This is a genomic window from Wolbachia endosymbiont (group A) of Volucella inflata (assembly GCF_947250665.1).
GTDB lineage: Bacteria > Pseudomonadota > Alphaproteobacteria > Rickettsiales > Anaplasmataceae > Wolbachia > Wolbachia pipientis.
On the sequence record NZ_OX366338.1, the window covers coordinates 303,876 to 324,474 of the forward strand.

Annotated in this window: 23 protein-coding genes and 1 pseudogene; 16 read left to right on the top strand and 8 right to left on the bottom strand. The window is 34.1% G+C overall.

The features are described 5' to 3' along the window. Window positions 1-44: 44 nt before the first annotated feature. Window positions 45-992 (bottom strand): ferrochelatase, encoded by a 948-nt coding sequence (gene hemH, locus OOK85_RS01570; RefSeq protein ID WP_264703580.1) that lies wholly within the window; start codon window positions 990-992, stop codon window positions 45-47. 8 nt (window positions 993-1,000) lie between these two features. On the opposite strand from hemH, the gene OOK85_RS01575 reads away from it, so the two are divergent. Then, window positions 1,001-1,198 carry a hypothetical protein gene (locus OOK85_RS01575; protein ID WP_264703581.1) on the top strand — a complete coding sequence of 66 codons (198 nt, stop codon included), beginning with the start codon at window positions 1,001-1,003 and terminating at the stop codon, window positions 1,196-1,198. A 65-nt stretch (window positions 1,199-1,263) separates the two neighbouring features. On the opposite strand, the gene OOK85_RS01580 is transcribed toward OOK85_RS01575, so the two are convergent. Then, complete coding sequence (locus OOK85_RS01580; protein ID WP_264703584.1) at window positions 1,264-2,214, bottom strand: hypothetical protein; 951 nt, start codon at window positions 2,212-2,214, stop codon at window positions 1,264-1,266. Between the two features lie 113 nt (window positions 2,215-2,327). Between OOK85_RS01580 and ndk the strand changes: the two genes are divergently transcribed. The 4 genes from ndk to OOK85_RS01600 all read left to right on the top strand — a co-directional run bounded on the left by ndk (window position 2,328) and on the right by OOK85_RS01600 (window position 6,626). Then, on the top strand, window positions 2,328-2,747 hold the full coding sequence (gene ndk, locus OOK85_RS01585) for a nucleoside-diphosphate kinase (protein ID WP_264703586.1): 420 nt from the start codon (window positions 2,328-2,330) through the stop codon (window positions 2,745-2,747). Window positions 2,748-3,635: 888 nt separating this feature from the next. Continuing rightward, window positions 3,636-4,388 (top strand): IS5 family transposase, encoded by a 753-nt coding sequence (locus tag OOK85_RS01590; protein WP_264702253.1) that lies wholly within the window; start codon window positions 3,636-3,638, stop codon window positions 4,386-4,388. Between the two features lie 408 nt (window positions 4,389-4,796). Continuing rightward, on the top strand, window positions 4,797-5,402 hold the full coding sequence (recR, locus tag OOK85_RS01595) for a recombination mediator RecR (protein WP_264703588.1): 606 nt from the start codon (window positions 4,797-4,799) through the stop codon (window positions 5,400-5,402). 3 nt (window positions 5,403-5,405) lie between these two features. Then, complete coding sequence (locus tag OOK85_RS01600; protein WP_264703590.1) at window positions 5,406-6,626, top strand: KAP family P-loop NTPase fold protein; 1,221 nt, start codon at window positions 5,406-5,408, stop codon at window positions 6,624-6,626. 87 nt (window positions 6,627-6,713) lie between these two features. Here the strand turns inward: OOK85_RS01600 and OOK85_RS01605 are convergent. The 4 genes and pseudogenes from OOK85_RS01605 to OOK85_RS01620 all read right to left on the bottom strand — a co-directional run. After that, window positions 6,714-6,956 (bottom strand): annotated as a pseudogene (locus OOK85_RS01605) (transposase); the annotation flags it as partial. Between the two features lie 133 nt (window positions 6,957-7,089). Then, window positions 7,090-7,842 (bottom strand): IS5 family transposase, encoded by a 753-nt coding sequence (locus tag OOK85_RS01610; RefSeq protein ID WP_264702259.1) that lies wholly within the window; start codon window positions 7,840-7,842, stop codon window positions 7,090-7,092. Between the two features lie 822 nt (window positions 7,843-8,664). Beyond that, complete coding sequence (locus tag OOK85_RS01615; protein WP_264703592.1) at window positions 8,665-9,537, bottom strand: hypothetical protein; 873 nt, start codon at window positions 9,535-9,537, stop codon at window positions 8,665-8,667. Window positions 9,538-9,652: 115 nt separating this feature from the next. Beyond that, complete coding sequence (locus OOK85_RS01620; RefSeq protein ID WP_264703594.1) at window positions 9,653-10,009, bottom strand: glutaredoxin; 357 nt, start codon at window positions 10,007-10,009, stop codon at window positions 9,653-9,655. 68 nt (window positions 10,010-10,077) lie between these two features. Here OOK85_RS01620 and ribF point away from each other — a divergent pair, with 68 nt between their 5' ends. From ribF to OOK85_RS01640, 4 genes are read left to right on the top strand one after another with little or no spacing between them, the layout of a single operon-like run. Beyond that, entirely contained in the window at window positions 10,078-11,010 is a 933-nt protein-coding gene (gene ribF / locus OOK85_RS01625) for a riboflavin biosynthesis protein RibF (RefSeq protein ID WP_264703596.1), read from the top strand. Then, window positions 11,007-11,483, top strand: a complete 477-nt coding sequence (lspA, locus tag OOK85_RS01630) for a signal peptidase II (protein ID WP_006279329.1) — start codon at window positions 11,007-11,009, stop codon at window positions 11,481-11,483. Before ribF ends, lspA begins: the two co-directional genes overlap by 4 nt. A 29-nt stretch (window positions 11,484-11,512) precedes the next feature. Then, the gene (locus OOK85_RS01635; RefSeq protein WP_264703600.1) at window positions 11,513-12,853 is read left to right on the top strand and encodes a M16 family metallopeptidase; all 1,341 of its coding nucleotides are present in this window, start codon (window positions 11,513-11,515) and stop codon (window positions 12,851-12,853) included. Further along, entirely contained in the window at window positions 12,840-14,159 is a 1,320-nt protein-coding gene (locus OOK85_RS01640) for a M16 family metallopeptidase (RefSeq protein WP_264703602.1), read from the top strand. The genes OOK85_RS01635 and OOK85_RS01640 overlap by 14 nt, the downstream gene beginning before the upstream one ends. Here the strand turns inward: OOK85_RS01640 and purN are convergent. After that, complete coding sequence (gene purN / locus OOK85_RS01645) at window positions 14,153-14,728, bottom strand: phosphoribosylglycinamide formyltransferase (protein ID WP_264703604.1); 576 nt, start codon at window positions 14,726-14,728, stop codon at window positions 14,153-14,155. The genes OOK85_RS01640 and purN overlap by 7 nt on opposite strands. A 298-nt stretch (window positions 14,729-15,026) precedes the next feature. On the opposite strand from purN, the gene OOK85_RS01650 reads away from it, so the two are divergent. After that, entirely contained in the window at window positions 15,027-15,443 is a 417-nt protein-coding gene (locus OOK85_RS01650) for a hypothetical protein (RefSeq protein ID WP_264703606.1), read from the top strand. On the opposite strand, the gene OOK85_RS01655 is transcribed toward OOK85_RS01650, so the two are convergent. Further along, window positions 15,436-15,966, bottom strand: coding sequence for a Na+/H+ antiporter subunit E (locus OOK85_RS01655; protein WP_265021420.1), 531 nt, complete (start codon window positions 15,964-15,966; stop codon window positions 15,436-15,438). The genes OOK85_RS01650 and OOK85_RS01655 overlap by 8 nt on opposite strands. A 68-nt stretch (window positions 15,967-16,034) precedes the next feature. Here OOK85_RS01655 and OOK85_RS01660 point away from each other — a divergent pair, with 68 nt between their 5' ends. From OOK85_RS01660 to lgt, 6 genes are all read left to right on the top strand, one after another. After that, window positions 16,035-17,000, top strand: a complete 966-nt coding sequence (locus tag OOK85_RS01660) for an ankyrin repeat domain-containing protein (protein ID WP_264703610.1) — start codon at window positions 16,035-16,037, stop codon at window positions 16,998-17,000. 26 nt (window positions 17,001-17,026) lie between these two features. Next, on the top strand, window positions 17,027-17,779 hold the full coding sequence (locus OOK85_RS01665) for an IS5 family transposase (protein WP_264702205.1): 753 nt from the start codon (window positions 17,027-17,029) through the stop codon (window positions 17,777-17,779). Continuing rightward, the gene (locus tag OOK85_RS01670; RefSeq protein ID WP_264703612.1) at window positions 17,767-18,432 is read left to right on the top strand and encodes an ankyrin repeat domain-containing protein; all 666 of its coding nucleotides are present in this window, start codon (window positions 17,767-17,769) and stop codon (window positions 18,430-18,432) included. Before OOK85_RS01665 ends, OOK85_RS01670 begins: the two co-directional genes overlap by 13 nt. 15 nt (window positions 18,433-18,447) lie before the next feature. Then, entirely contained in the window at window positions 18,448-19,056 is a 609-nt protein-coding gene (locus OOK85_RS01675; protein WP_264703614.1) for an ankyrin repeat domain-containing protein, read from the top strand. A gap of 120 nt (window positions 19,057-19,176) precedes the next feature. After that, on the top strand, window positions 19,177-19,626 hold the full coding sequence (gene smpB / locus OOK85_RS01680; RefSeq protein WP_182319477.1) for an SsrA-binding protein SmpB: 450 nt from the start codon (window positions 19,177-19,179) through the stop codon (window positions 19,624-19,626). A gap of 6 nt (window positions 19,627-19,632) precedes the next feature. Then, window positions 19,633-20,424: a prolipoprotein diacylglyceryl transferase gene (gene lgt / locus OOK85_RS01685; protein ID WP_182367039.1), complete on the top strand. Its 792-nt coding sequence runs from the start codon at window positions 19,633-19,635 to the stop codon at window positions 20,422-20,424. The last annotated feature ends 175 nt before the right edge of the window (window positions 20,425-20,599 follow it).

Here is a 20,599-nt window from a genome sequence, read left to right on the forward strand (position 1 = left end):
CTATCACATAAAATCCTAAAAGAAAAGCCCTATGAATCAGGGCTTTAAGGGAGATTTATGCATAAATCAGCCAAGCATTTAATAAACAAAGAATCGGTACTGAGAGTTGGCACGCGAAAGTAATATCCATTCTTGATAATTGCCTTATATTCTATATCAAGTTCAACTAGAGTTTCTGAATGCTCAGAAACAAAAGATATAGGTGATAGAACTACAGGTACACCATCAATTTTTGCGCGTAATAGCTCACTTTCAGTGCTTGGCTCTAGCCATTTTACAGGACCAATCTTACTCTGATAACATATTGACCAATCAAGATCTTTAATATTCAAATTTTTTACTATTAATTTTACTGTTTCTTCTATCTGTGAAGCATAAGGGTCCCCTTTTTTAATAATACTAAGAGGTAAGCTATGGGCTGAGAATAGGACTCTTGGCTTATCGATTCTGCTGGCTAATTTGTAATGCTTAGCTATTAAATTAGCGTGAGCCTCAATAAAGTCTTCGTTATTATAATAATGGTGAATTATTTTTGTATTGCACTTTAGACCATGGTTTTTAGCATTTTTTTGCCAATTTTCGATGGATGATAAAGTTGTGGTAGTTGAATATTGAGGGTATAGTGGCAGCAAAATTACTTCATCAGGATCAAATTGTTTTACACTTTTAATAGCTTCGTCAGCAAATGGACGCCAATAGCGCATGCAGATGAATACCTTGTGTACATGGTTTCTATTTTCATTTAATTTTAGTTCTAAAGCATTAGCTTGCATTTTTGTATTCTCCAGAATTGGCGATTTACCTCCAATTTCCTCGTATATTTTTCGTGCAGTATTTTCTCGTTTCGCAGATATAAACTTTGCTAAAAGAAACCGGAAAGGATTCGGCAAATTGATTATCCTCTTGTCATAAAAAAGATTAGATAAGAAAGGACGGACCGCATTTAGTGAATCAGGCCCGCCAAGATTAAATAAGATAACTGCCTTTTTCATTTGGTCTTTTGCAAATAATTGTTAAAACTGCAAGATTACTTTTTGCCGTCGTTCCAGCGCGTGATGAACAACAACATTGTGATTTGAGGGCTATTTCTACTAAGATGGTGTCATCCCAGTGCTCCGACACTGGGATCCAGGATTTTACTAAATTGGTAAGTATAAAAGTGTTATGTGAAGACAACCTACTCGATGAAATTGTGTGAAAGTGCTGTACTCCAGACTGGAATGACAAAATAGAATACACTTAAATAACAGAAAAGAGGCACATTCAGGCTCCGCAACAAGTTGCTTTTGGGGTGCCTATAAAATTAGCTACACACTCATCAAGTTTAGTGACAGGTACTAAATTTCTCACACTGGCATACAATAAATGGCCTGATCTCTGCAGGTTACTCTTGGTGGATGTGAAGCTCCAATCGAAAAATGTATCGACAAAAAGACTTGGTACCGTTTCAAGAAGTTCAACAGCAGCTAAAGATAGCATTATACAACTTTGAAGAACCTTTAGAGGGAAAAGTAAAACTTTAACGAAAAGAGAGGTGCTACTTGTTTTATCCAGTGATCGCCCTGAGTTAGGCGAATTATACTCGATATGTTTTCTATTTTTATAGATAGGAAATTTTATAGTATCCTTCTCAAATTCCTCATCTATTTCTTTTCTACTATGGTTGGTGATTTTTTCCATTAACTTTTCACGTAGATTAAAAGTTCTCACAACGAAACATGTGGTGATCATTAAGGCAGCGCATACAAGTGCACATTGTATAAGACTTATACTGCCTACCATAACTGGCAGTGCAAAACAAACAAATGGTACTATAATCATCATCTCAAAAAATGGAATAGTGTTTCTTTTCATTGCAAAGGCAGCAGTATCTCTTAAAAACTTTTGCTGCTGGTTAAAGTTTTTTTCTTTTTGCTCTATCTCTTGTGTAGCAAAATTGCTATCTGTATCCTCAGCAAGTGCAAGCTTGGAAGCCTGTATTTTGTTACATCTTTCAATATTTTCCTTTTGTTGTATATGAGCAGATGAAGTGCATTTACACATGCTATATTCCAAATAACTTAAAAAGGCTAAATTAAAAGTCAAAAACCCTTTTGTTCCACAAAAAAGTGATGACTTAAAGTTACTTACTAATTTTTTAGCAGTAGATTCAGCTTGTTTTTTAGTGGTAGGCTCAGCTTGTTTGATAGTGTTCTTTTTACAACAGTCACCCATACAATACCTCCTTGATGGTTTATCCTTAACTATAAATAAAAAACTACTTTTATCAAATCAAAATTTACAATAAAATAAATCTATAAATATACTATTTTATATAAGGAAACAATATGGCAATTGAGAAGACACTTTCGATATTAAAACCTGATGCAGTAAAAAATAATATTACAGGCAAGATAAATTCATACATTGAAAGCTCTGGGCTGAAAATTATAGTACAAAAAATGATGTTACTAACAAAAAAACAAGCAGAGCTGTTTTATGAAATTCATAAAGATAGGCCTTTTTTTGGGGAATTAGTAGAGTTTATGACCTCTGGTTCTGTGATAGTTCAAGTTTTAGTTGGTGAAAATGCAGTAAGTAAATACAGACAAATCATGGGAGCTACCGATCCAAAGCAGGCAGATAAAGGCACAATCAGGGGTGATTTTGCTGATGATATTAGTGAAAATAGAGTCCACGGCTCGGATAGTCTAGAAAATGCTCGTAAGGAGATAGCTTTCTTTTTTGCTGAATGTGAGTTGGTGTAGTTCATTCAACTCAGATTGGCGTCATCCAAGTAGCTAACAACATAGAAACGAAAAAACTTCCTTGACAAACCTCGCCAGCCCCCTTATCATGAAACTGAAGCTATTTATTTATCTTCGCAATCTCTGCAGTGGATTAATGACAAAAAACTTAATATATTTGGCGTAAATCATGCTTAATTTTTTGCACTATGTGCATCTTATGTCTTTATAAAACTTTTAGGTTTCTACCTATACAAGCCGAAACGCGCTTATAAAGCGTTTAAGACAGTAAAAGACGTCAAATAGACAAGGGAGAACTTGAATACTAGCTACCCTAGGGTTTCTTTGCCTTTTTTTCCGCTCAGTAAATTTCTTAACGTTTATAATTTAGGTTGGTGCATTTAAAAGCAGCTAAATTGCTCTTAATCAAGCGTTTTAGAATAAAAAAAACGCCGATATTTTAGTACATAGTAAATAGCCAACCACCACGGGGCTTCTTTTGCCTTTTTTTTCATTTGGTAAATTTCTTAATATTTATAGCTAAAGTAATTTAAAAGTCCGTGAAGGGTGTCATGCCAGTGCTTGACACTGGCATCCAGTTTTCCATATAATCTCATCAAAAATGTTTATTTTCTAGCTACTTTTATACTTATCAACCCAGTATGCTTACTTACAATTAAAATTTCTGGATCCCAGTGTCTGGGCACTGGGATGACAGCTAGCCTGACAACCGTCATCCCGCTACTTGTTAGCGGCCGAGATACCGCGAATGAATCGCGGTATGACGGTTCTTGGTGGTATGACGGTTAAGTAATTCGTCATCCCGCTAGGCTCTGTGGACAAAAAATATGAAAAGAGAGAAAAAGATGGTAGTTTAGCCTAATAGGTAAAAAATGGAGAAACTACCATATGCAATATTACATCAAAGAGGAAAATTGGAAACAAATTTTAGAGTTCATAAAAAGCGTAAAAGGAATGCACAGCAAAGATGAAAAACGTTTAAGAATATTCATAGAGGCAGTGTGGTACATAGTGCGAAGTGGTTGCCAATGGAGACTTTTACCAAAAACTTATGGTAATTACAGGAATATACATAAGCGATTTAAAAGATGGTGTGAAAGAGATGTCTGGAAAAAATTGCTTGAATATACTAAACAAGAGCCTGATTTAGAAGTTGCTATAATCGACGGTACGATCATCCGAGGCCATCCATGTTCATCTGGATATACAAAAAACTCCAAGGATCAAGAAGCTTTAGGGAGGAGCAAAGGTGGCTTTACAACTAAAATACATGCGCTTGTCGATGCACTTGGAAATCCACTTAAATTTACTCTGACTCCTGGTCAAAGAAATGAAATTACGCAGGCACAAGTGTTGACCGAAAGTATCTATAACTCTACTGTAGTAGCTGACAAGGGCTACGATAGCAATGCCTTTGTTACAAGTCTTGAAGACAAGGGATGTACAGTAGTTATTCCGCCAAAACGGAATCGAAAAGTGCAAAGGTATTACGATGAGCATATCTACAAAGAACGTCATTTGATTGAGTGTTTTTTTGGTAAAATTAAAAATTTTAGGCGCATTTTTTCCAGATTTGATAAAACTGCTGAGGTTTTTATGGGTTTTCTCAATTTTGTTGGAGCTCTTGTATGGCTTCTCTAAAATTTTGTCCACAGAGCCTACTTGTTAGCGGGATCTAGAGATACCGCGAATGAATCGCGGTATGACGTAGGACTGCTGTCATTCCAGTCTGGAATCTAGTTCTTATTGTACATTTACTTGGTAGAGTTAAATTTCCTGGATCCAAGTAGTCGGCTACTCGGATGACAGGAGAAGGTACTGCCGTCATAAAGGAACCAGTGTCAGCTACTTGGATGATACCTTTTTTCTACTTAGTTTGGGTTATGCAAGAAGTCTATTATAATCAGGCTTTAAGTGTGCGGAAGTAATTTTTTTCGTTAAAGTAAAAAATTTTTTCTATAGCTAATCAAAGTGGATCAAGAGAAACTTACCACTTTCTTTACAAAGGGTTTGATGTTACCATTTGACTGCCTATTCTGAATTTATTGAATGAACGTTAACATAAAGAATCTAGTTCATGCTTTCTCTAAATTGCCAAGTTTAGGGCCATCATTATCACGCAGGTTAGTTATACATTTACTCCAAAACAAAGAAAAAGTTATGCTACCACTTGCATCTTTGATTAAAGAGCTAGCAGATCTTATAATAGAGTGTGAAGTTTGCGGAAATCTAGATACTAAATCACCTTGTTCTATTTGTACTAACCCAAAACGTGACACTAAGTTACTGTGTGTAGTAGAAGAATTGGGTGATTTATGGGCGTTTGAAAAAGGAAATATATATTCAGGTTTATACCATGTTTTGGGGGGCAGATTGTCTGCGATAAATGGCATAGGTCCAAAAGAACTCAACCTTGATACTATTCTGAAAAGAATGACAGAGTCTAAAATTGAAGAGATAATTATCGCAATTAATCCGACATTAGAGGGTCAAGTTACTGCACAATATATAATTGAATTGCTAAAAAATTTGGATGTGAAAATATCACGTCTTGCTTGCGGCATACCAATGGGCGGAGAAATTGACTATCTTGATGAAGGAACGCTGAGGATAGCACTTACTTCAAGACAAGAATATGAGTTAAATATAAAATAAGACATGTGCTTAAAAAAACTTATATCGCTAATAACATTCAAAAAGAAAGGAATAGCGCCACCACTTAAAGTGGTGGCTTGGAAAAATGACCGCCTAAACTATAAGCAATTTACGAATAAGTTCAGCACTATAGTAAAAACGATTGATCAGTCTTTTACAATAATATCTTTGGAAGGATATAGTGGATGGGGCAAGACGTTTTTTTTGAAAGAATGGGTAAAAGAGTTAAAACAGCAAAATGAAATTGCAGCTTATTATAGCGCATGGGATATCAATGCATTGGACCAACCACTTCCTTCTTTTTTAAATTTTCTATTTGAAGATTTATTTGCATCGTATGAAGTAAAAAGAAGCGTTATACAACAGTTCAAGAACATAAACCAAGAGCTATTTTCTCTAAACACACTAGGAAAGCTGATCAGTAAATCTCCACTTGCTATGCTTTCAGTATTTCTTGATGCTGCAAAAGAGGCTGATAAAAAAGACATAGGTTTTGTCTTGAGTGAATTAAGTCTTCTCCAAAGAAGAAAAGAGAGTACTAGAGATTTTAAAACACAGTTAGCAGATGTGGTTAATAAAATCAGAAAAGACAAAAACATTTATATAATGGTGGATAATCTTGATGTGTGCCGTCCTAAATTCGTTGTCGATTTTTTGGAATCTATAAAGTATATGCTTGATGTGGAGGGGCTGGTTTTCATTATTCCTGTAAGTAAAGATAAGAGTAATGTACAAAGAGCAATCAGCACAATACTTGGACCAAATTTTGACCTAAAATCTTTTACTGATCTCTCTTTACATTTGCCAAAACAACCGATAGAAAAATTTACAAAAGAACTATTTGAAAATATTAAATTACCGAAAAAATCAAAAAGTTTAATTATAGATAGTTTTATATTTTATGCAGAAAGTCTATTGCTATCGCTGAAAACAATAGAATACTGCGTGAAAAAAATAAAACTATGTCTTCTGAATTATATAAAGGAAGAATTACCTGATCCGAATTTGTTTTCATTTTTGGTAATACTGCAATCGATAAATATTGATATATATGAGGAATTAGGTTTTTCATATCAAACAGCATTGGAAAAAATTGAAAGTGAATATAAATCTTTAGTTCTAAATGGTCAAGAAGAATGGGAAAAACTTAAAACCTCTCTAGAAACTGCTTTTGCAGAGAGGGAGTCAAAAATTAACAAAGCTATAAAGGATATACTATTTTGAAAAGATACCCTACCTTCACATATACAAAGATAGGGTAACATTTGATTAACGCCCTTTTATAGCTCTTTTCATAATAGTCCGGAAAGTTCATAGAAAAGCAGAATCAACAGCATGACGAAAAGATGTGAATAGAGGAATGTTTTTCCTAGCTCTGTTTTTTATAGCAAACCAATGATGCTCAATTTTGTTAAAATCGGGAGAATAAGGCGGTAGATATAAAATTTCTGCACCAACTCCTTTAGCAAGTTCAGTAATCTTATTAGACTTATGAAAAGTAGCATTATCAAGGATAACAGTTTGTCCAGGTTCCAAAATCGGTGTTAGGCTCTGTGGACAAAAAATATGAAAAGAGAGAAAAAGATGGTAGTTTAGCCTAATAGGTAAAAAATGGAGAAACTACCATATGCAATATTACATCAAAGAGGAAAATTGGAAACAAATTTTAGGCTCTGTGGACAAAATTTTAGAGAAGCCATACAAGAGCTCCAACAAAATTGAGAAAACCCATAAAAACCTCAGCAGTTTTATCAAATCTGGAAAAAATGCGCCTAAAATTTTTAATTTTACCAAAAAAACACTCAATCAAATGACGTTCTTTGTAGATATGCTCATCGTAATACCTTTGCACTTTTCGATTCCGTTTTGGCGGAATAACTACTGTACATCCCTTGTCTTCAAGACTTGTAACAAAGGCATTGCTATCGTAGCCCTTGTCAGCTACTACAGTAGAGTTATAGATACTTTCGGTCAACACTTGTGCCTGCGTAATTTCATTTCTTTGACCAGGAGTCAGAGTAAATTTAAGTGGATTTCCAAGTGCATCGACAAGCGCATGTATTTTAGTTGTAAAGCCACCTTTGCTCCTCCCTAAAGCTTCTTGATCCTTGGAGTTTTTTGTATATCCAGATGAACATGGATGGGCTCGGATGATCGTACCGTCGATTATAGCAACTTCTAAATCAGGCTCTTGTTTAGTATATTCAAGCAATTTTTTCCAGACATCTCTTTCACACCATCTTTTAAATCGCTTATGTATACTCCTGTAATTACCATAAGTTTTTGGTAAAAGTCTCCATTGGCAACCACTTCGCACTATGTACCACACTGCCTCTATGAATATTCTTAAACGTTTTTCATCTTTGCTGTGCATTCCTTTTACGCTTTTTATGAACTCTAAAATTTGTTTCCAATTTTCCTCTTTGATGTAATATTGCATATGGTAGTTTCTCCATTTTTTACCTATTAGGCTAAACTACCATCTTTTTCTCTCTTTTCATATTTTTTGTCCACAGAGCCTAGGATGCAAGCATGAGATAAAAGCAGGTAACACTAAACCTTATAGTGAATCCCTGCAAACAGAGTTAGATATGGTTACGAGAGGAACCAATGCCTGAATTGTCGTAACGAACGATATGCGAAATAAGGTTGGTTAACGCATAGACCAAAAGGTACGGAGAAAGTGGATAATTAGAACTTGACTGGTCTGATTAAGATGTTTCCCATCTCCCGGCAAAAAGTTGGAACCTAAGTCTAACATGAAACAATTTCATGGAACGGAGTAACATTATAGATGCTCTTATTCTTTAAGCAGGGAGCCACCCGTATGCACCTATAATGAGGGATTGTCTAAGAAGCCAAGGCCTAAAATAATGTTTAGGATATGCTGACGTGGACACTGTAATTTGGAAGGTAAAGTTGTGAGTAGTGGTTAATATGTTATGAGCCAACATTAAGTGTTAGGTATGAATGAATACGACTTCTCTAGTAATATAGAGAATGCTGTATTTAAGCTATAAAAACAAATTTACCAAGCTTTGAAATGTTAATTACATGGAGAAGTATGTATGACAAACACCAAGTTAGAGAGAAGCCGGATGTGGTGAAAGTCACAAGTCCGGTTTTGAAGTCGAGTGGGGAGAGGTGACTTTCTCCACTTAGATAACTGTACATAGCGCTGGAACCCAAAAAAAGAACCAAGTAGCCTTGGCTACTTGGATGACAAAAGGTAATACAAGAAATCTATTGGCTCTCGTATATCTTAGTGAAACTTAACAAGTTTATCTATAGTTTTAGTGATGATTCTTGGAGTATCCGGAGAAACTGCTGAGCTCAGCCTATTTAACCGCTCTATAGCGAACTCGCTATTCTCATTTGCTATGAAATCACATAAAATATTTTCTATATCCTTAGTAACACTTTCATGCTTTCTCAGAGGATGATTATGTGGATACCTACTGATGGTTTTGATACTGGAATACTCAACAAAAGCTTGATCCTTAAAAGCAAGTTGTCTCAATTTCTCTTTGAATTTTCCTTCTTCCTCTTTTGCTAAAAGGCGAGACTTTATCAGTGACTTTATAATCAAATTTATAGCTTGATGTATTTCAGAATGCACTATAACTTTAATGGTATTTTCTTCTACTATACAATCATAAATATTTTTTTCGCTCTGTAACGACTCTATTAATTTCTTGCTACTTTGTGAATTCAATTCCAAATTCTCTTCACTCATAGGAGTTATTATGAAGGTGTTCTTACTCACTCTGATGTTAAATTGTGGAAAGCCTTCAGAAAAGGAAAATGCTACATCCTTAAATTCAAGTGCGTAATTGTATGCAGCAAAAAGGGTGTGTGCTATAACACTGCTGGGCACCTTCATTCCATGTTTACTCAGGTGGTTCAATACATTTTCAACCTCATGATATGTAAAGTCTGTATCTTTTAGCAATTCAACAACTTCTATGCCGTTGTGTTGTTTATACTCTATTCTCACTTCTTCTGTAAAAAGTGTTTTAGCTGCTATATGTTTATCAAGCACTGTGAAAATCTTGATGAAATTCTCTAAATCTTGTTTGTTAACTAATTCGATACTAATTAAGTTTCTGCTAATAATTGAAATATTTTTTGTCATTTTTTCCCACTAAAAAAACTCACTGAATGAATTGTATTTTTAATTCATTAAGAATTGTTTAAAGTGAGCATACTAGTTTTCATTTACGTATTACACGACAAAACAAGATAAAAAGTTACATAAAATCATCATGTGGTATAACACACTCTCCACATTCATCATTGCTGTTTGTGTAGGTTGTGACATCAGTGTGATTGTCATTATTATTTAGCATATCATCCAACTTTCCTTCTTTTTCAAGATCCATCAATTTGTCGCTTCCTGCAATGTGGTCTATATAGTTGCCATTTTCATCAGCAATAAAGATCTGTGGAACTGTTCTAACGTTATACTTTGATTTTATGTCGTTAAATAGATCTGAGCTTTTGAGCACATCGATTTCTTCATACTTCACACCTTTTTTATCTAGTAAATCCTTTGCCCTTATGCAGTATGGACAGCCCTTCTTTATATATATCACAACATTTTTCACAATTTATCTCCGTAGCTTACTAAAATATAGTTATTATATATAAGAAACATGTAAAAACATCAAATTGTATGAAAATTATTTATAATTGTGAGCAAGGGATAGAAAATAATATAGCACTAACCTTCGGAAATTTCGATGGCATTCATTTAGGACATGAATTTGCAATTTCCACTCTAAAGAAGGTAGCACAAGAAAGAGGATTACCCTCTGCAGTTTTAACTTTTGAGCCTCACCCATCAACTGTTTTATTTGGTAGAAACAATTTTAGGTTAATAGACCAAGAACAAAAAAAGGAACTAATCAGCAGCTATGGTATAGATTACTTATATATTATTAATTTTAATAGAGGTTTTTCTGAGGTTAGCTGCGATGACTTTATCAGTGAGATTTTAATAGATAAATATGGCGCTAAACACATAATTGTCGGAGAAAATTGCACTTTTGGTCATAAACGATTGGGTAATATATTAACTCTAGAGAAATATTCTGAAATATATGGATACTCTTTGACTAAATTAGAGCCATTAACAATTGACGGCAAAATTTGCTCTTCTTCTTCAATAAGGGAGTATGTACAAAGGGGCGAAATAGAAATTGCTAATAAATTGCTCGGCAGGCCTTATCAAGTTTCTGGTGTTGTGACAAAAGGTGCATGTAGAGGTAGAGAAATAGGATTTCCAACCATAAATATTCCTATAGAAGATTGCATGATAAAACCTAAGTTTGGCACATATTACGCTAGAGTGACTTTTCCTGATAGTAATCCAAATTGGTTATATGGAGTAGTCAATATTGGTATGAGACCTACATTTAATGATCTGAAAAAGCCTATAATAGAAATGCACATATTCGATTTTGATGAAGACGTATATAGTCATAAAGTCAATATACAACTTTTAAAATTCATAAGGTCAGAAAAAAAATTCCATAGTATTGAGGAGTTAACAAAACAGATAAATTATGATATACTTAAAGTTTATAGGTTAAAGGCAAATTTATGAAAAAGTTATGCTTAGTTGTTATATTAATTATAGTATTGATTGACCAAACGAGCAAATTGTACATAAACTCATTGATTGATGAAGGAGAATCAATTGAGATCGCTAGTTTTATAAAACTAGTTGAAGTTTGGAATTCAGGTATTAGTTTTGGAATGTGTAGCGCTTTACCACATGGCGGTTTCTTTTTTTCAGCATTTTCAATACTAATAATTGGTATACTTGCATATTTGATATACAAGTCTGACGATCAGTCAACTTACCTTGGTTTTTCTCTGATGATTGGTGGAGCAATCGGAAACGTAGTTGATAGGATCTATTGGGGAGCTGTATATGATTTCATATATTTTCATATTGATGATTGGTATTGGCCAGCCTTTAATTTAGCAGATTTATCTATAGTTTGTGGAATGTTTACATTGTTATATAAGTGGTATATATACGATATGCTTATTTCTAAACAAAATGAGGAATAAAATAATTGTTTTTATATTAGGTCGAAATAATGCTTCATAAGTTTTTTAGTTTTCTTATACTACCTGTACTTTTTTTTACTTACCCAATTTCTTCGAATGCTTTAAACATAGAGCACAACATAAAATATACTAAACTCAGTAACGGACTAGATGTTTATGTTGTTTCTAATCATCGGATTCCAGCCGTTTTACATGCAGTAATATACAAAGTTGGGGGAATGGATGATCCAATCGGCAAAGCAGGATTGGCTCACTACTTTGAACATTTAATGTTTGAAACTACAGGAAAGTTCACAGATATAGAAGCCACTATGAGTAGCATTGGGGCTCAATTTAACGCGTTTACCACTAAAGAATATACCTGTTATTATGAGTTAGTCCCCAAAAAAGATTTACCACTTGCAATGGAAGTTGAAGCAGATAGAATGGGCAGCTTTAATGTTACTCAAGACAAAATAGATAGAGAAAAAAACATCGTATTAGAGGAAAGAAAGATGAGATTTGATAATCATCCTAACAACTTGTTATGGGAAGAAATGAATAGTGCATTTTACCGTACTGGCTATGGCAGGTCTGTTATCGGCTGGGAGAGCGATATCAAAACTTACAATCAGGATAACATAACGAGGTTTCATGATAACTATTATCACTCCGGCAATGCAATATTACTGATTGTGGGTGATGTGGAACTTGATGAAGTAGTGAAATTAGCAGAAGAAAAATATGGCGAAATTAAAGCTAAGCCTGTAATAAGACATTACCCAAATCAGGATCCAGTACATAATGCAGGTTTATCAGTGATTTTAGAGAGCACTGAAGTAAAAGAACCAGTTTTATATTTTCGTTATCGTGTTCCCTTATTTGAGCACATAAATGAAGCTTCTGCTACTCATTTAGCGGTTGACATTTTAGGTGGCGGCAAGTCCAGCAAGTTATACAAAGATTTAGTTCTAGACAAAGACGTAGCGGTGTCTGTATTTGCTGAGTATGACAGCTTAACTTTTAGTGATAGCTACATTGATATTCAGGTCATTCCAAAAAGTGGCGTTAATTTAGATATTGTTGAAAGAGAGTTAGATAATGCTATTAATAACTTCATGTCTAAAGGAATAACGGATGAGGAGTTGCAAAGCTCAAAATATAGGTATAAGGCAGCACAATTTGATAATCTATCTAGCTTAGACAATATAGCATTTTTCTATGGCTCACACTTAGCGCTTGGTATTCCACTTGATGAAATAGATATTACGTACAGCAAAGTAAATGATGTTAATCTAGAGGATGTAAACAACAAAATTCGTACTATCTTTTCTTTCAATAAGTTAATTGGTCGTTTATTACCAAAAGGAGATAACAATGAAAATAAGTAAAATTATATTTCTATTTTTTTTCTGCCTAAGCTTTAATTTACAAGCAAGTGGTAACTTAAATATAGAAGAGGTTACTACTCGTAAAGGATTTAAGTTTTTATTTGTTGAAAACTGTGATTTACCAAAAGTTTCACTAAATATATCGTTTAAAGATGCAGGTTATGTCTATGAGAGTGCAGAAAAACAGGGACTTACCTGGTTCACTTCTCTTATAGTTCAAGAAGGGGCAGGAAAAAATGATGCCAAAGATTTTGCAAAAAGGCTAGAAGATAAAGGAATTAGTCTACGTTTTAGTGCTGGTTTAGAAACGTTTGGAGTTTCGTTGGACACTCTGTCTGAGAATTTAGAAGAAGGTGTTTCACTACTTAGCGACGCTATAACGAGTCCTAAAGTTGACTCTGAAGGGTTGAATAGAGTTTTCGAGAAAGCCAAAGTTGATTTTAATAATCTTGAAAAAAATCCTTATTTTGTTGCTGGAAAAGAATTGGATACATTGTTGTTTAAAAAACACTCTTACTCAAAAAGTGTGTACGGTACTCTTGACACTATAATGAACATTACTAGAAATGATGTTTTAACATACATAAAGCGTAATTTTGCTAAAGATAACATAGTTATCAGTGTTGTTGGTTGCATAAAAAAAGAAGAAACTATTACATTATTAGATAAATATTTATCTAAATTACCATCAAAAAGATCGAAAGTTAGAAAAATACCCGTAAAAAATAATTTTGGTTCTGCAGAAAGTAAGAACATTTTTATGGATATACCACAGAGTGTGATACTTTTTGCTCAAAAAGGTATAGCTTATGAAGATCCTAATTATTATAACGCTAGTGTCTTGATTAATGCACTTGGTGGCATGGGATTGAATTCAATATTAATGAAAGAATTGAGACAAAATTTGGGTATTACTTATGGTGTTTATGCAAGTATTATTCCCAATAAACATGGGAACGTTATAGCTGGAAATATTAATACTGATAGTTCTACTGCCAGTCAATCAATATCAGCAATAAAAGATACGCTGAGCAAGGTTCGAAAAGAAGGAATTGATGAGCAGTTATTTCGGGATACAAAAATTAGTATGGTAAATTCCTATGTTTTCTCTATGTTTAACAATAACAGCATAGTTGCAAAACTAAATGATATTCAGACAAACAACCGCGATATTAACCATATGAATGATTTTGTAAGCTATATTAATGATGTTAAATTGGAAGAAGTAAACGAGTTAGCAAGTTCTTTACTGGATCCTGAAAATTTATTTTTTGTTGAAGTTGGAAAAAACGCTCAAGGTCAATAATTATTACAGTCATATATCTTCGCTATTGACCTTACTGCTTCTATATAACACTTATGCTCCTCAGCTAGAATGCGTTCTGAGAGGCTTTGAATATCATCATTTGGTAACACTGGCACAGCAACTTGAGCAATTATGGCTCCAGCATCAATTTCAGGAGTGACATAATGTACAGTACAACCTGTAATTTTTACACCTGCTTTTAGAGCTTGCTCTTGAGCGTTTAGGCCCTTAAAGGATGGAAGTAAAGAGGGATGAATATTTATAACCTTGTTATGCCATTTACTCAGAAAATCAGCTTTGAGAATTCTCATAAACCCTGCAAGGCAAATTAAATCAACCTTATGTTGAACAAGTATTTCGTGAATTGTATCAGCATCAAGTGGTTTATTATTAACAACAAACGCTGGAACTCCTGCTTGCTCTGCTGCTTTCAAACCAGTAGCTTCACTATTATTTGTGGTAACACATGCAACTTCTGCGGGAAAATTCTGATCTTGACATGCTTCTATTAAGGCCTGCATATTCGACCCCCTACCTGAAATTAGTATTCCGAGCTTTATCTTTTTCATTGTAGCACAGTTAATTTAAAATTTAGTTAATACTAACAAAATAGCTCAAAAGGAAAACGTATTTTATAGCAAAGAAGGCAGACTAAACTCTTTATATAAGTGGGCCTCTAATTTTGGGTTTTGTTGGACAACACAAAAATAACGCCCATGCACCAGCTTACACTAGCTTTAATGTTTAGATATTGTACTATTTTTGTACAATATACTACTATAAGTATATATTTTTGTAATCGCGTTATTATTTATTTAACAAAGTATTAGTATAATTTATTACACTGAATTAAATGGAGAAATTTCAATGAGTAAATTACCGAACAATGCAAAAATAGGTAAATCTCAGGTTACTCAGTGGGAGGTAATAAAAAATTGTGAATATGCTGATAATTGCTTGTCAAAAATAGTAACTTTATACGTTATTAGAATAACTCAGCTATCAGATTTTTATACGAGTGACGAACCTGAAATTAACACTGTTTTAGCAAGAATAAGCGTGACAAGTGAAAATGTATTTTTAAACAAGGCTACTACTATTGAAGTTATGGAAGGTATTTTTCCGTATAAATTCAACAGCAAGAAGAGAAATAACATATTAAGGTTAGAAGATTTGTATAATTATTTATGTTCTATTGTTAACAACAGCCTTCCAAAAGAAATGCTTGAAAGTCTTGTAAGGGAATATAAGGATGCTGTTAGCTTATTTAAAGCAATTACTTAGTTGAACGTAGTATTTTTAAGATTTTACTTTCTATTTCAGAAATGCCACTTTCAAGATCTTTATCTATCAAATACATGGTAGAGAAATATGTTTTCTGCTTACTTTCAACATTGATAGTTAAAGTTCCGGGAGTGATTGTGACTGAATTGGCAAATAACGCAATGCTTTCATCATTATGCCCTTTGCATTTTCTTAGGATAATGATTGGCTCAAGCTTAGATTTGAGTTGTAGCACCTTTTTTGTTACATAAACACTTGATAAAATGATTTGGTACATTAACCATGGTATATAACTTACTAACTTATAAAACGACAGTCTACTCGTACCATTTAAAATCTGGCTAAGAGCTCTTTCAGCGTTTATCAACCTTCTAAAGATAAACAATGTGAATATAGAGGAAAACACTCCACAAAAAATAAAAAACGGCTCAAAATAACCAGACAATACAGTCCATAGAACAAATAAAGTCATAAACGACAGAGAAAAAAACTTGATTTCCTTCCTAAAGTTGAGGTTTTTCATAGTCTGTAATATAACTTAAATGACTCTTTAAGGAAAGATAATAACGAATATTTAGGTTCTTGACTTCTATGTTAAAAGATATAACAACTAAGTTATGTATTTTAAGTGAGGAAGTTATGGAATATGACAAATTTATGGAAATATTAAAAAAAATAAATGACCTTTCAGATTTGAGCAAGGACAATATAGTTGAAAAAATAAAAGCTAAGTTACAAGAAGAAGATCCAGATTTATGTCAAGAGTGGGAAAAGAGTAAACCTGACAACGATAGTGTATCTGGCATAAATTACATATTTACTATATCTCGTGGTCAAAATTCTAAGGAAGTCAAATTGTTACATCTTGCTTCTTATTGGAACTGTGCAAATGTAGCAAAAGCTCTGATTGAAAACGGGGCAGATATTAATGCAGAACATGATAATAAAATTACTCCTTTACATATTGCTGCTCACTATGGCCACGAAGATGTAGTAACCATTCTAACTGAAAAAGGAGCAATTGTTGATGCAAAAAATGGTGATGGATGGACTTCTTTACATTTTGCTGTTGAAAAGAACTACGAAAATGTAGTAAACACTCTAATTGGAAAAGGAGCAAATGTTAATGCAGAAAATGATAAAGGATGGGCTCCTTTACATCTTGCTATTACAAATGGCCACAAAGAGATAGTACAAGCTCTATCAAAAGCAAAAGGAATCAACGTTGATGCAAAAAATAGTAATGGATATACTCCTTTATGTATTGCTGCTGTAAATGGCTACAAAGATGTAGTAAACATTCTAATTGGAAAGGGAGCAGATGTTAATGCAGAAGATGATAAAGGATGGACTCCTTTACATCTTGCTGCTGCAAATGACCACGAAGAGATAGTACGAGCTCTATCAGAAGCAGAAGGAATCAATGTTGATGCAAAAAATGGTGGATTTACTCCTTTTCATTTGGCTGTTGAAAAGAACTGCATAAATGTAGTAGAAATTCTAGGCTCTGTGGACAAAAAATATGAAAAGAGAGAAAAAGATGGTAGTTTAGCCTAATAGGTAAAAAATGGAGAAACTACCATATGCAATATTACATCAAAGAGGAAAATTGGAAACAAATTTTAGAGTTCATAAAAAGCGTAAAAGGAATGCACAGCAAAAATGAAAAACGTTTAAGAATATTCATAGAGGCAGTGTGGTACATAGTACGAAGTGGTTGCCAATGGAGACTTTTACCAAAAACTTATGGTAATTACAGGAGTATACATAAGCGATTTAAAAGATGGTGTGAAAGAGATGTCTGGAAAAAATTGCTTGAATATACTAAACAAGAGCCTGATTTAGAAGTTGCTATAATCGACGGTACGATCATCCGAGGCCATCCATGTTCATCTGGATATACAAAAAACTCCAAGGATCAAGAAGCTTTAGGGAGGAGCAAAGGTGGCTTTACAACTAAAATACATGCGCTTGTCGATGCACTTGGAAATCCACTTAAATTTACTCTGACTCCTGGTCAAAGAAATGAAATTACGCAGGCACAAGTGTTGACCGAAAGTATCTATAACTCTACTGTAGTAGCTGACAAGGGCTACGATAGCAATGCCTTTGTTACAAGTCTTGAAGACAAGGGATGTACAGTAGTTATTCCGCCAAAACGGAATCGAAAAGTGCAAAGGTATTACGATGAGCATATCTACAAAGAACGTCATTTGATTGAGTGTTTTTTTGGTAAAATTAAAAATTTTAGGCGCATTTTTTCCAGATTTGATAAAACTGCTGAGGTTTTTATGGGTTTTCTCAATTTTGTTGGAGCTCTTGTATGGCTTCTCTAAAATTTTGTCCACAGAGCCTAGTTGAGAAAGCAGATATTAATGCGAAAGATGATAATGAATGTACTCCTTTATATGTTGCTGCTGAAAAGAACCACATAGAGGTAGTAAATTTTCTAGTTAGAAAGGGAGCAAATGTTAATGTAGAAGATGATAAAGGATGGACTCCTTTACATCTTGCTGCTCTAAAGAACCACATAGAGGTAGTAAACACTCTAATTGGAAAAGGAGCAAATGTTAATGCAAAAAATGATAAAGGATGGGCTCCTTTACATTTTGCTGCTGTAAAGGGCCACAAAGAGATAGTACAAGCTCTATCGGAAGCAGAAGGAATCAACGTTGATGCAAAAAATGGTGGATTTACTCCTTTACATCTTGCTGCTCTAAAGAACAAAACAGAGGTAGTAACAGTTCTAATTGCAAACAAAGCAAATGTTGATGCAAAAGATAATTATGGATATACTCCTTTACATCTTGCTGCTGAAAAGAACCACATAGAGGTAGTAAACACTCTAATTGGAAAAGGAGCAAATGTTAATGCAGAAAATGATAAAGGATGGACTCCTTTACATTTTGCTGCTGCAAATGACCACGAAGAGATAGTACGAGCTCTATCAGAAGCAGAAGGAATCAATGTTGATGCAAAAAATGGTTGATTTACTCCTTTTCATTTGGCTGCTCACTATGGCCACGAAAATATAGTAGACATTCTAATTGCAAAAGGAGCAAATGTTAATGCAGAAAATGATAAAGGATGGGCTCCTTTACATTTTGCTGCTGTAAAGTGCAAGATAGAAGTGGTGAAAGCTCTGCTAGAAGCTGGAGCAGACCCTTCATTAAAAGATGTTGATGGAAAAACGCCAAGAGACCTCACTAAAGATCAAGGTATAATTCAGCTTTTAGAGGAAGCGGAAAAAAAGCAAACGTTAAAAAATGAGAATAAAAAAACGCCAAAGGATCTTACTGAAAATAAAGATGTAATGCAGCTTCCAGAGAAAAAGGAAGAAAAACAGGTTGGAAAAAATGCAATTGTGAAAGAAAAAGAACAATCTGCAAAAAATGCAATTGTAAAAGGTGTTATTGTGTGTTTTGTAACTGCAGTGATAGTTGGTGTTGCACTTGCATTTGCTACTGCCCTATCTGTACCAGCAATAATTGGACTAGCTGCAGGATCTGCGCTCATAGTTGGTGCTGGTCAATATATAATGTCAAAGCCTAAAACTGAAATGAAAGAAGTAAAGGAACTTGTGCCTAGAAAGACAAAAAAAGCACTTACTTGATTTTTGTTATCCTGTTGCTATCAGACTAGCCTGGCACCTTATATTTATTGGGATAACTGTTTTATTATGAATTAAGTCAAAAACTCTGTAATATATTGAAGCTTAAAGATATCTTTAGATATGGAAGTTATTGCAGAAAATAGGAAAGCAAGGTTTGAATATTTCATCTTAGAAGAATTTGAAGCGGGTATGGTCTTATTAAGCAGTGAAGTTAAATCGCTAAGAGAAAGAAAAGTAAATATTTCCGACGCCTACGTTGTCGAAAAGAATAGCGAAGTATGGCTGCACAATATGCATATTGCAGAATATAAAGCTGCGAACCGAAAAAATCATAAACCAAAAAGGGAACGTAAATTACTCTTGCATAAAAAGGAGATAAATAAACTAATTGGTCAAATCAAGACTGCTGGGATAACTGTTGTGCCGCTTTCGGTCTATTTTAACGATAAAGGATTGGCAAAAACTAAAATTGCCATTGTAAAAGGAAAAAAACTCTACGATAAAAGAGCAACCATAAAACAGAGAGAGTGGGATCGTGAAAAAAGTAGATTGTCTAAAAATAATTTATAGCAAAATATGTCTTTAAATCCAGTAATTTTCAGCATCGGTCCTGTTTCTATATATTGGTATTCCTTAGCCTACGTTTTGGGTATAGTGTTTGCATATTGGTATTTACATAGGCTAGATGACCAAAAAATATTTACTAAGAATTTTTACGATTCGTTATTAACAGCCACTATTGTAGGTATTATCCTTGGAGGTAGACTTGGCTACGTATTGATATATGATCCAGTTCTTTATATAAGCAACCCTATCGAGATATTGAAGACCTGGGAAGGAGGGATGTCATTTCATGGCGGTGCTATAGGAGTTTTGCTTGCAGTAATAATCTCCTGCAGAAGACATAACATTCCTATATTTTATGCACTGGACCTAGTTTCTTGCGGAGTTCCCATAGGTTTATTTTTAGGTCGCATAGGCAATTTTATAAACGGAGAGTTATTTGGCAGAGTTACAACTATGCCATGGGGTATGGTATTTCCAGAGAGTGGTGATAATTTGCTGCGTCATCCAAGCCAGCTTTATGAGGCACTTTTTGAAGGACTGCTACTTTTTGCAGTTGCAAATTCACTGTTTTTCTTAACTAGAATAAGACTGTATCACGGTGCGTTAACTGGTATTGCAGTTATGTGGTATGGAATAGCACGTTTTTTCGTTGAGTTTTTTCGCGAACCAGACTATCAAATTGGCTATTTGTGGCTTGATTTAACTATGGGGCAGTTGCTTTCTATACCTATGGTTTTGCTAGGAATGCTTGTATATCTAGGCGCATTAAATTTAAAATTTAATACGAAATCTGTCACATAGAGAAAAGGTGAGTTCAATAGAAAAATGTAGCCAGAAGCCCCACATTATGCACAATTGTACGGATTTTCTGCGTTGCAGTAGAATGAATCGGTGGGCTTTGTTGCATCGCTAGCTATGATGGATTAAAGATAAAAAAGGTGGCGAATATCAGTAGCTTATTATTCTGGTATTTACA

Bases quoted from the DNA above. Each gene is read 5' to 3' on its own strand.
- hemH (WP_264703580.1), bottom strand. From the start codon at position 992: ATGAAAAAGGCAGTTATCTTATTTAATCTTGGCGGGCCTGATTCACTA.
- OOK85_RS01580 (WP_264703584.1), bottom strand. From the start codon at position 2,214: ATGGGTGACTGTTGTAAAAAGAACACTATCAAACAAGCTGAGCCTACC.
- ndk (WP_264703586.1), top strand. From the start codon at position 2,328: ATGGCAATTGAGAAGACACTTTCGATATTAAAACCTGATGCAGTAAAA.
- OOK85_RS01590 (WP_264702253.1), top strand. From the start codon at position 3,636: ATGCAATATTACATCAAAGAGGAAAATTGGAAACAAATTTTAGAGTTC.
- recR (WP_264703588.1), top strand. From the start codon at position 4,797: ATGAACGTTAACATAAAGAATCTAGTTCATGCTTTCTCTAAATTGCCA.
- OOK85_RS01600 (WP_264703590.1), top strand. From the start codon at position 5,406: ATGTGCTTAAAAAAACTTATATCGCTAATAACATTCAAAAAGAAAGGA.
- OOK85_RS01610 (WP_264702259.1), bottom strand. From the start codon at position 7,842: ATGCAATATTACATCAAAGAGGAAAATTGGAAACAAATTTTAGAGTTC.
- OOK85_RS01615 (WP_264703592.1), bottom strand. From the start codon at position 9,537: ATGACAAAAAATATTTCAATTATTAGCAGAAACTTAATTAGTATCGAA.
- ribF (WP_264703596.1), top strand. From the start codon at position 10,078: ATGAAAATTATTTATAATTGTGAGCAAGGGATAGAAAATAATATAGCA.
- lspA (WP_006279329.1), top strand. From the start codon at position 11,007: ATGAAAAAGTTATGCTTAGTTGTTATATTAATTATAGTATTGATTGAC.
- OOK85_RS01635 (WP_264703600.1), top strand. From the start codon at position 11,513: ATGCTTCATAAGTTTTTTAGTTTTCTTATACTACCTGTACTTTTTTTT.
- OOK85_RS01640 (WP_264703602.1), top strand. From the start codon at position 12,840: ATGAAAATAAGTAAAATTATATTTCTATTTTTTTTCTGCCTAAGCTTT.
- purN (WP_264703604.1), bottom strand. From the start codon at position 14,728: ATGAAAAAGATAAAGCTCGGAATACTAATTTCAGGTAGGGGGTCGAAT.
- OOK85_RS01650 (WP_264703606.1), top strand. From the start codon at position 15,027: ATGAGTAAATTACCGAACAATGCAAAAATAGGTAAATCTCAGGTTACT.
- OOK85_RS01655 (WP_265021420.1), bottom strand. From the start codon at position 15,966: ATGAAAAACCTCAACTTTAGGAAGGAAATCAAGTTTTTTTCTCTGTCG.
- OOK85_RS01660 (WP_264703610.1), top strand. From the start codon at position 16,035: ATGTTAAAAGATATAACAACTAAGTTATGTATTTTAAGTGAGGAAGTT.
- OOK85_RS01665 (WP_264702205.1), top strand. From the start codon at position 17,027: ATGCAATATTACATCAAAGAGGAAAATTGGAAACAAATTTTAGAGTTC.
- OOK85_RS01670 (WP_264703612.1), top strand. From the start codon at position 17,767: ATGGCTTCTCTAAAATTTTGTCCACAGAGCCTAGTTGAGAAAGCAGAT.
- smpB (WP_182319477.1), top strand. From the start codon at position 19,177: ATGGAAGTTATTGCAGAAAATAGGAAAGCAAGGTTTGAATATTTCATC.
- lgt (WP_182367039.1), top strand. From the start codon at position 19,633: ATGTCTTTAAATCCAGTAATTTTCAGCATCGGTCCTGTTTCTATATAT.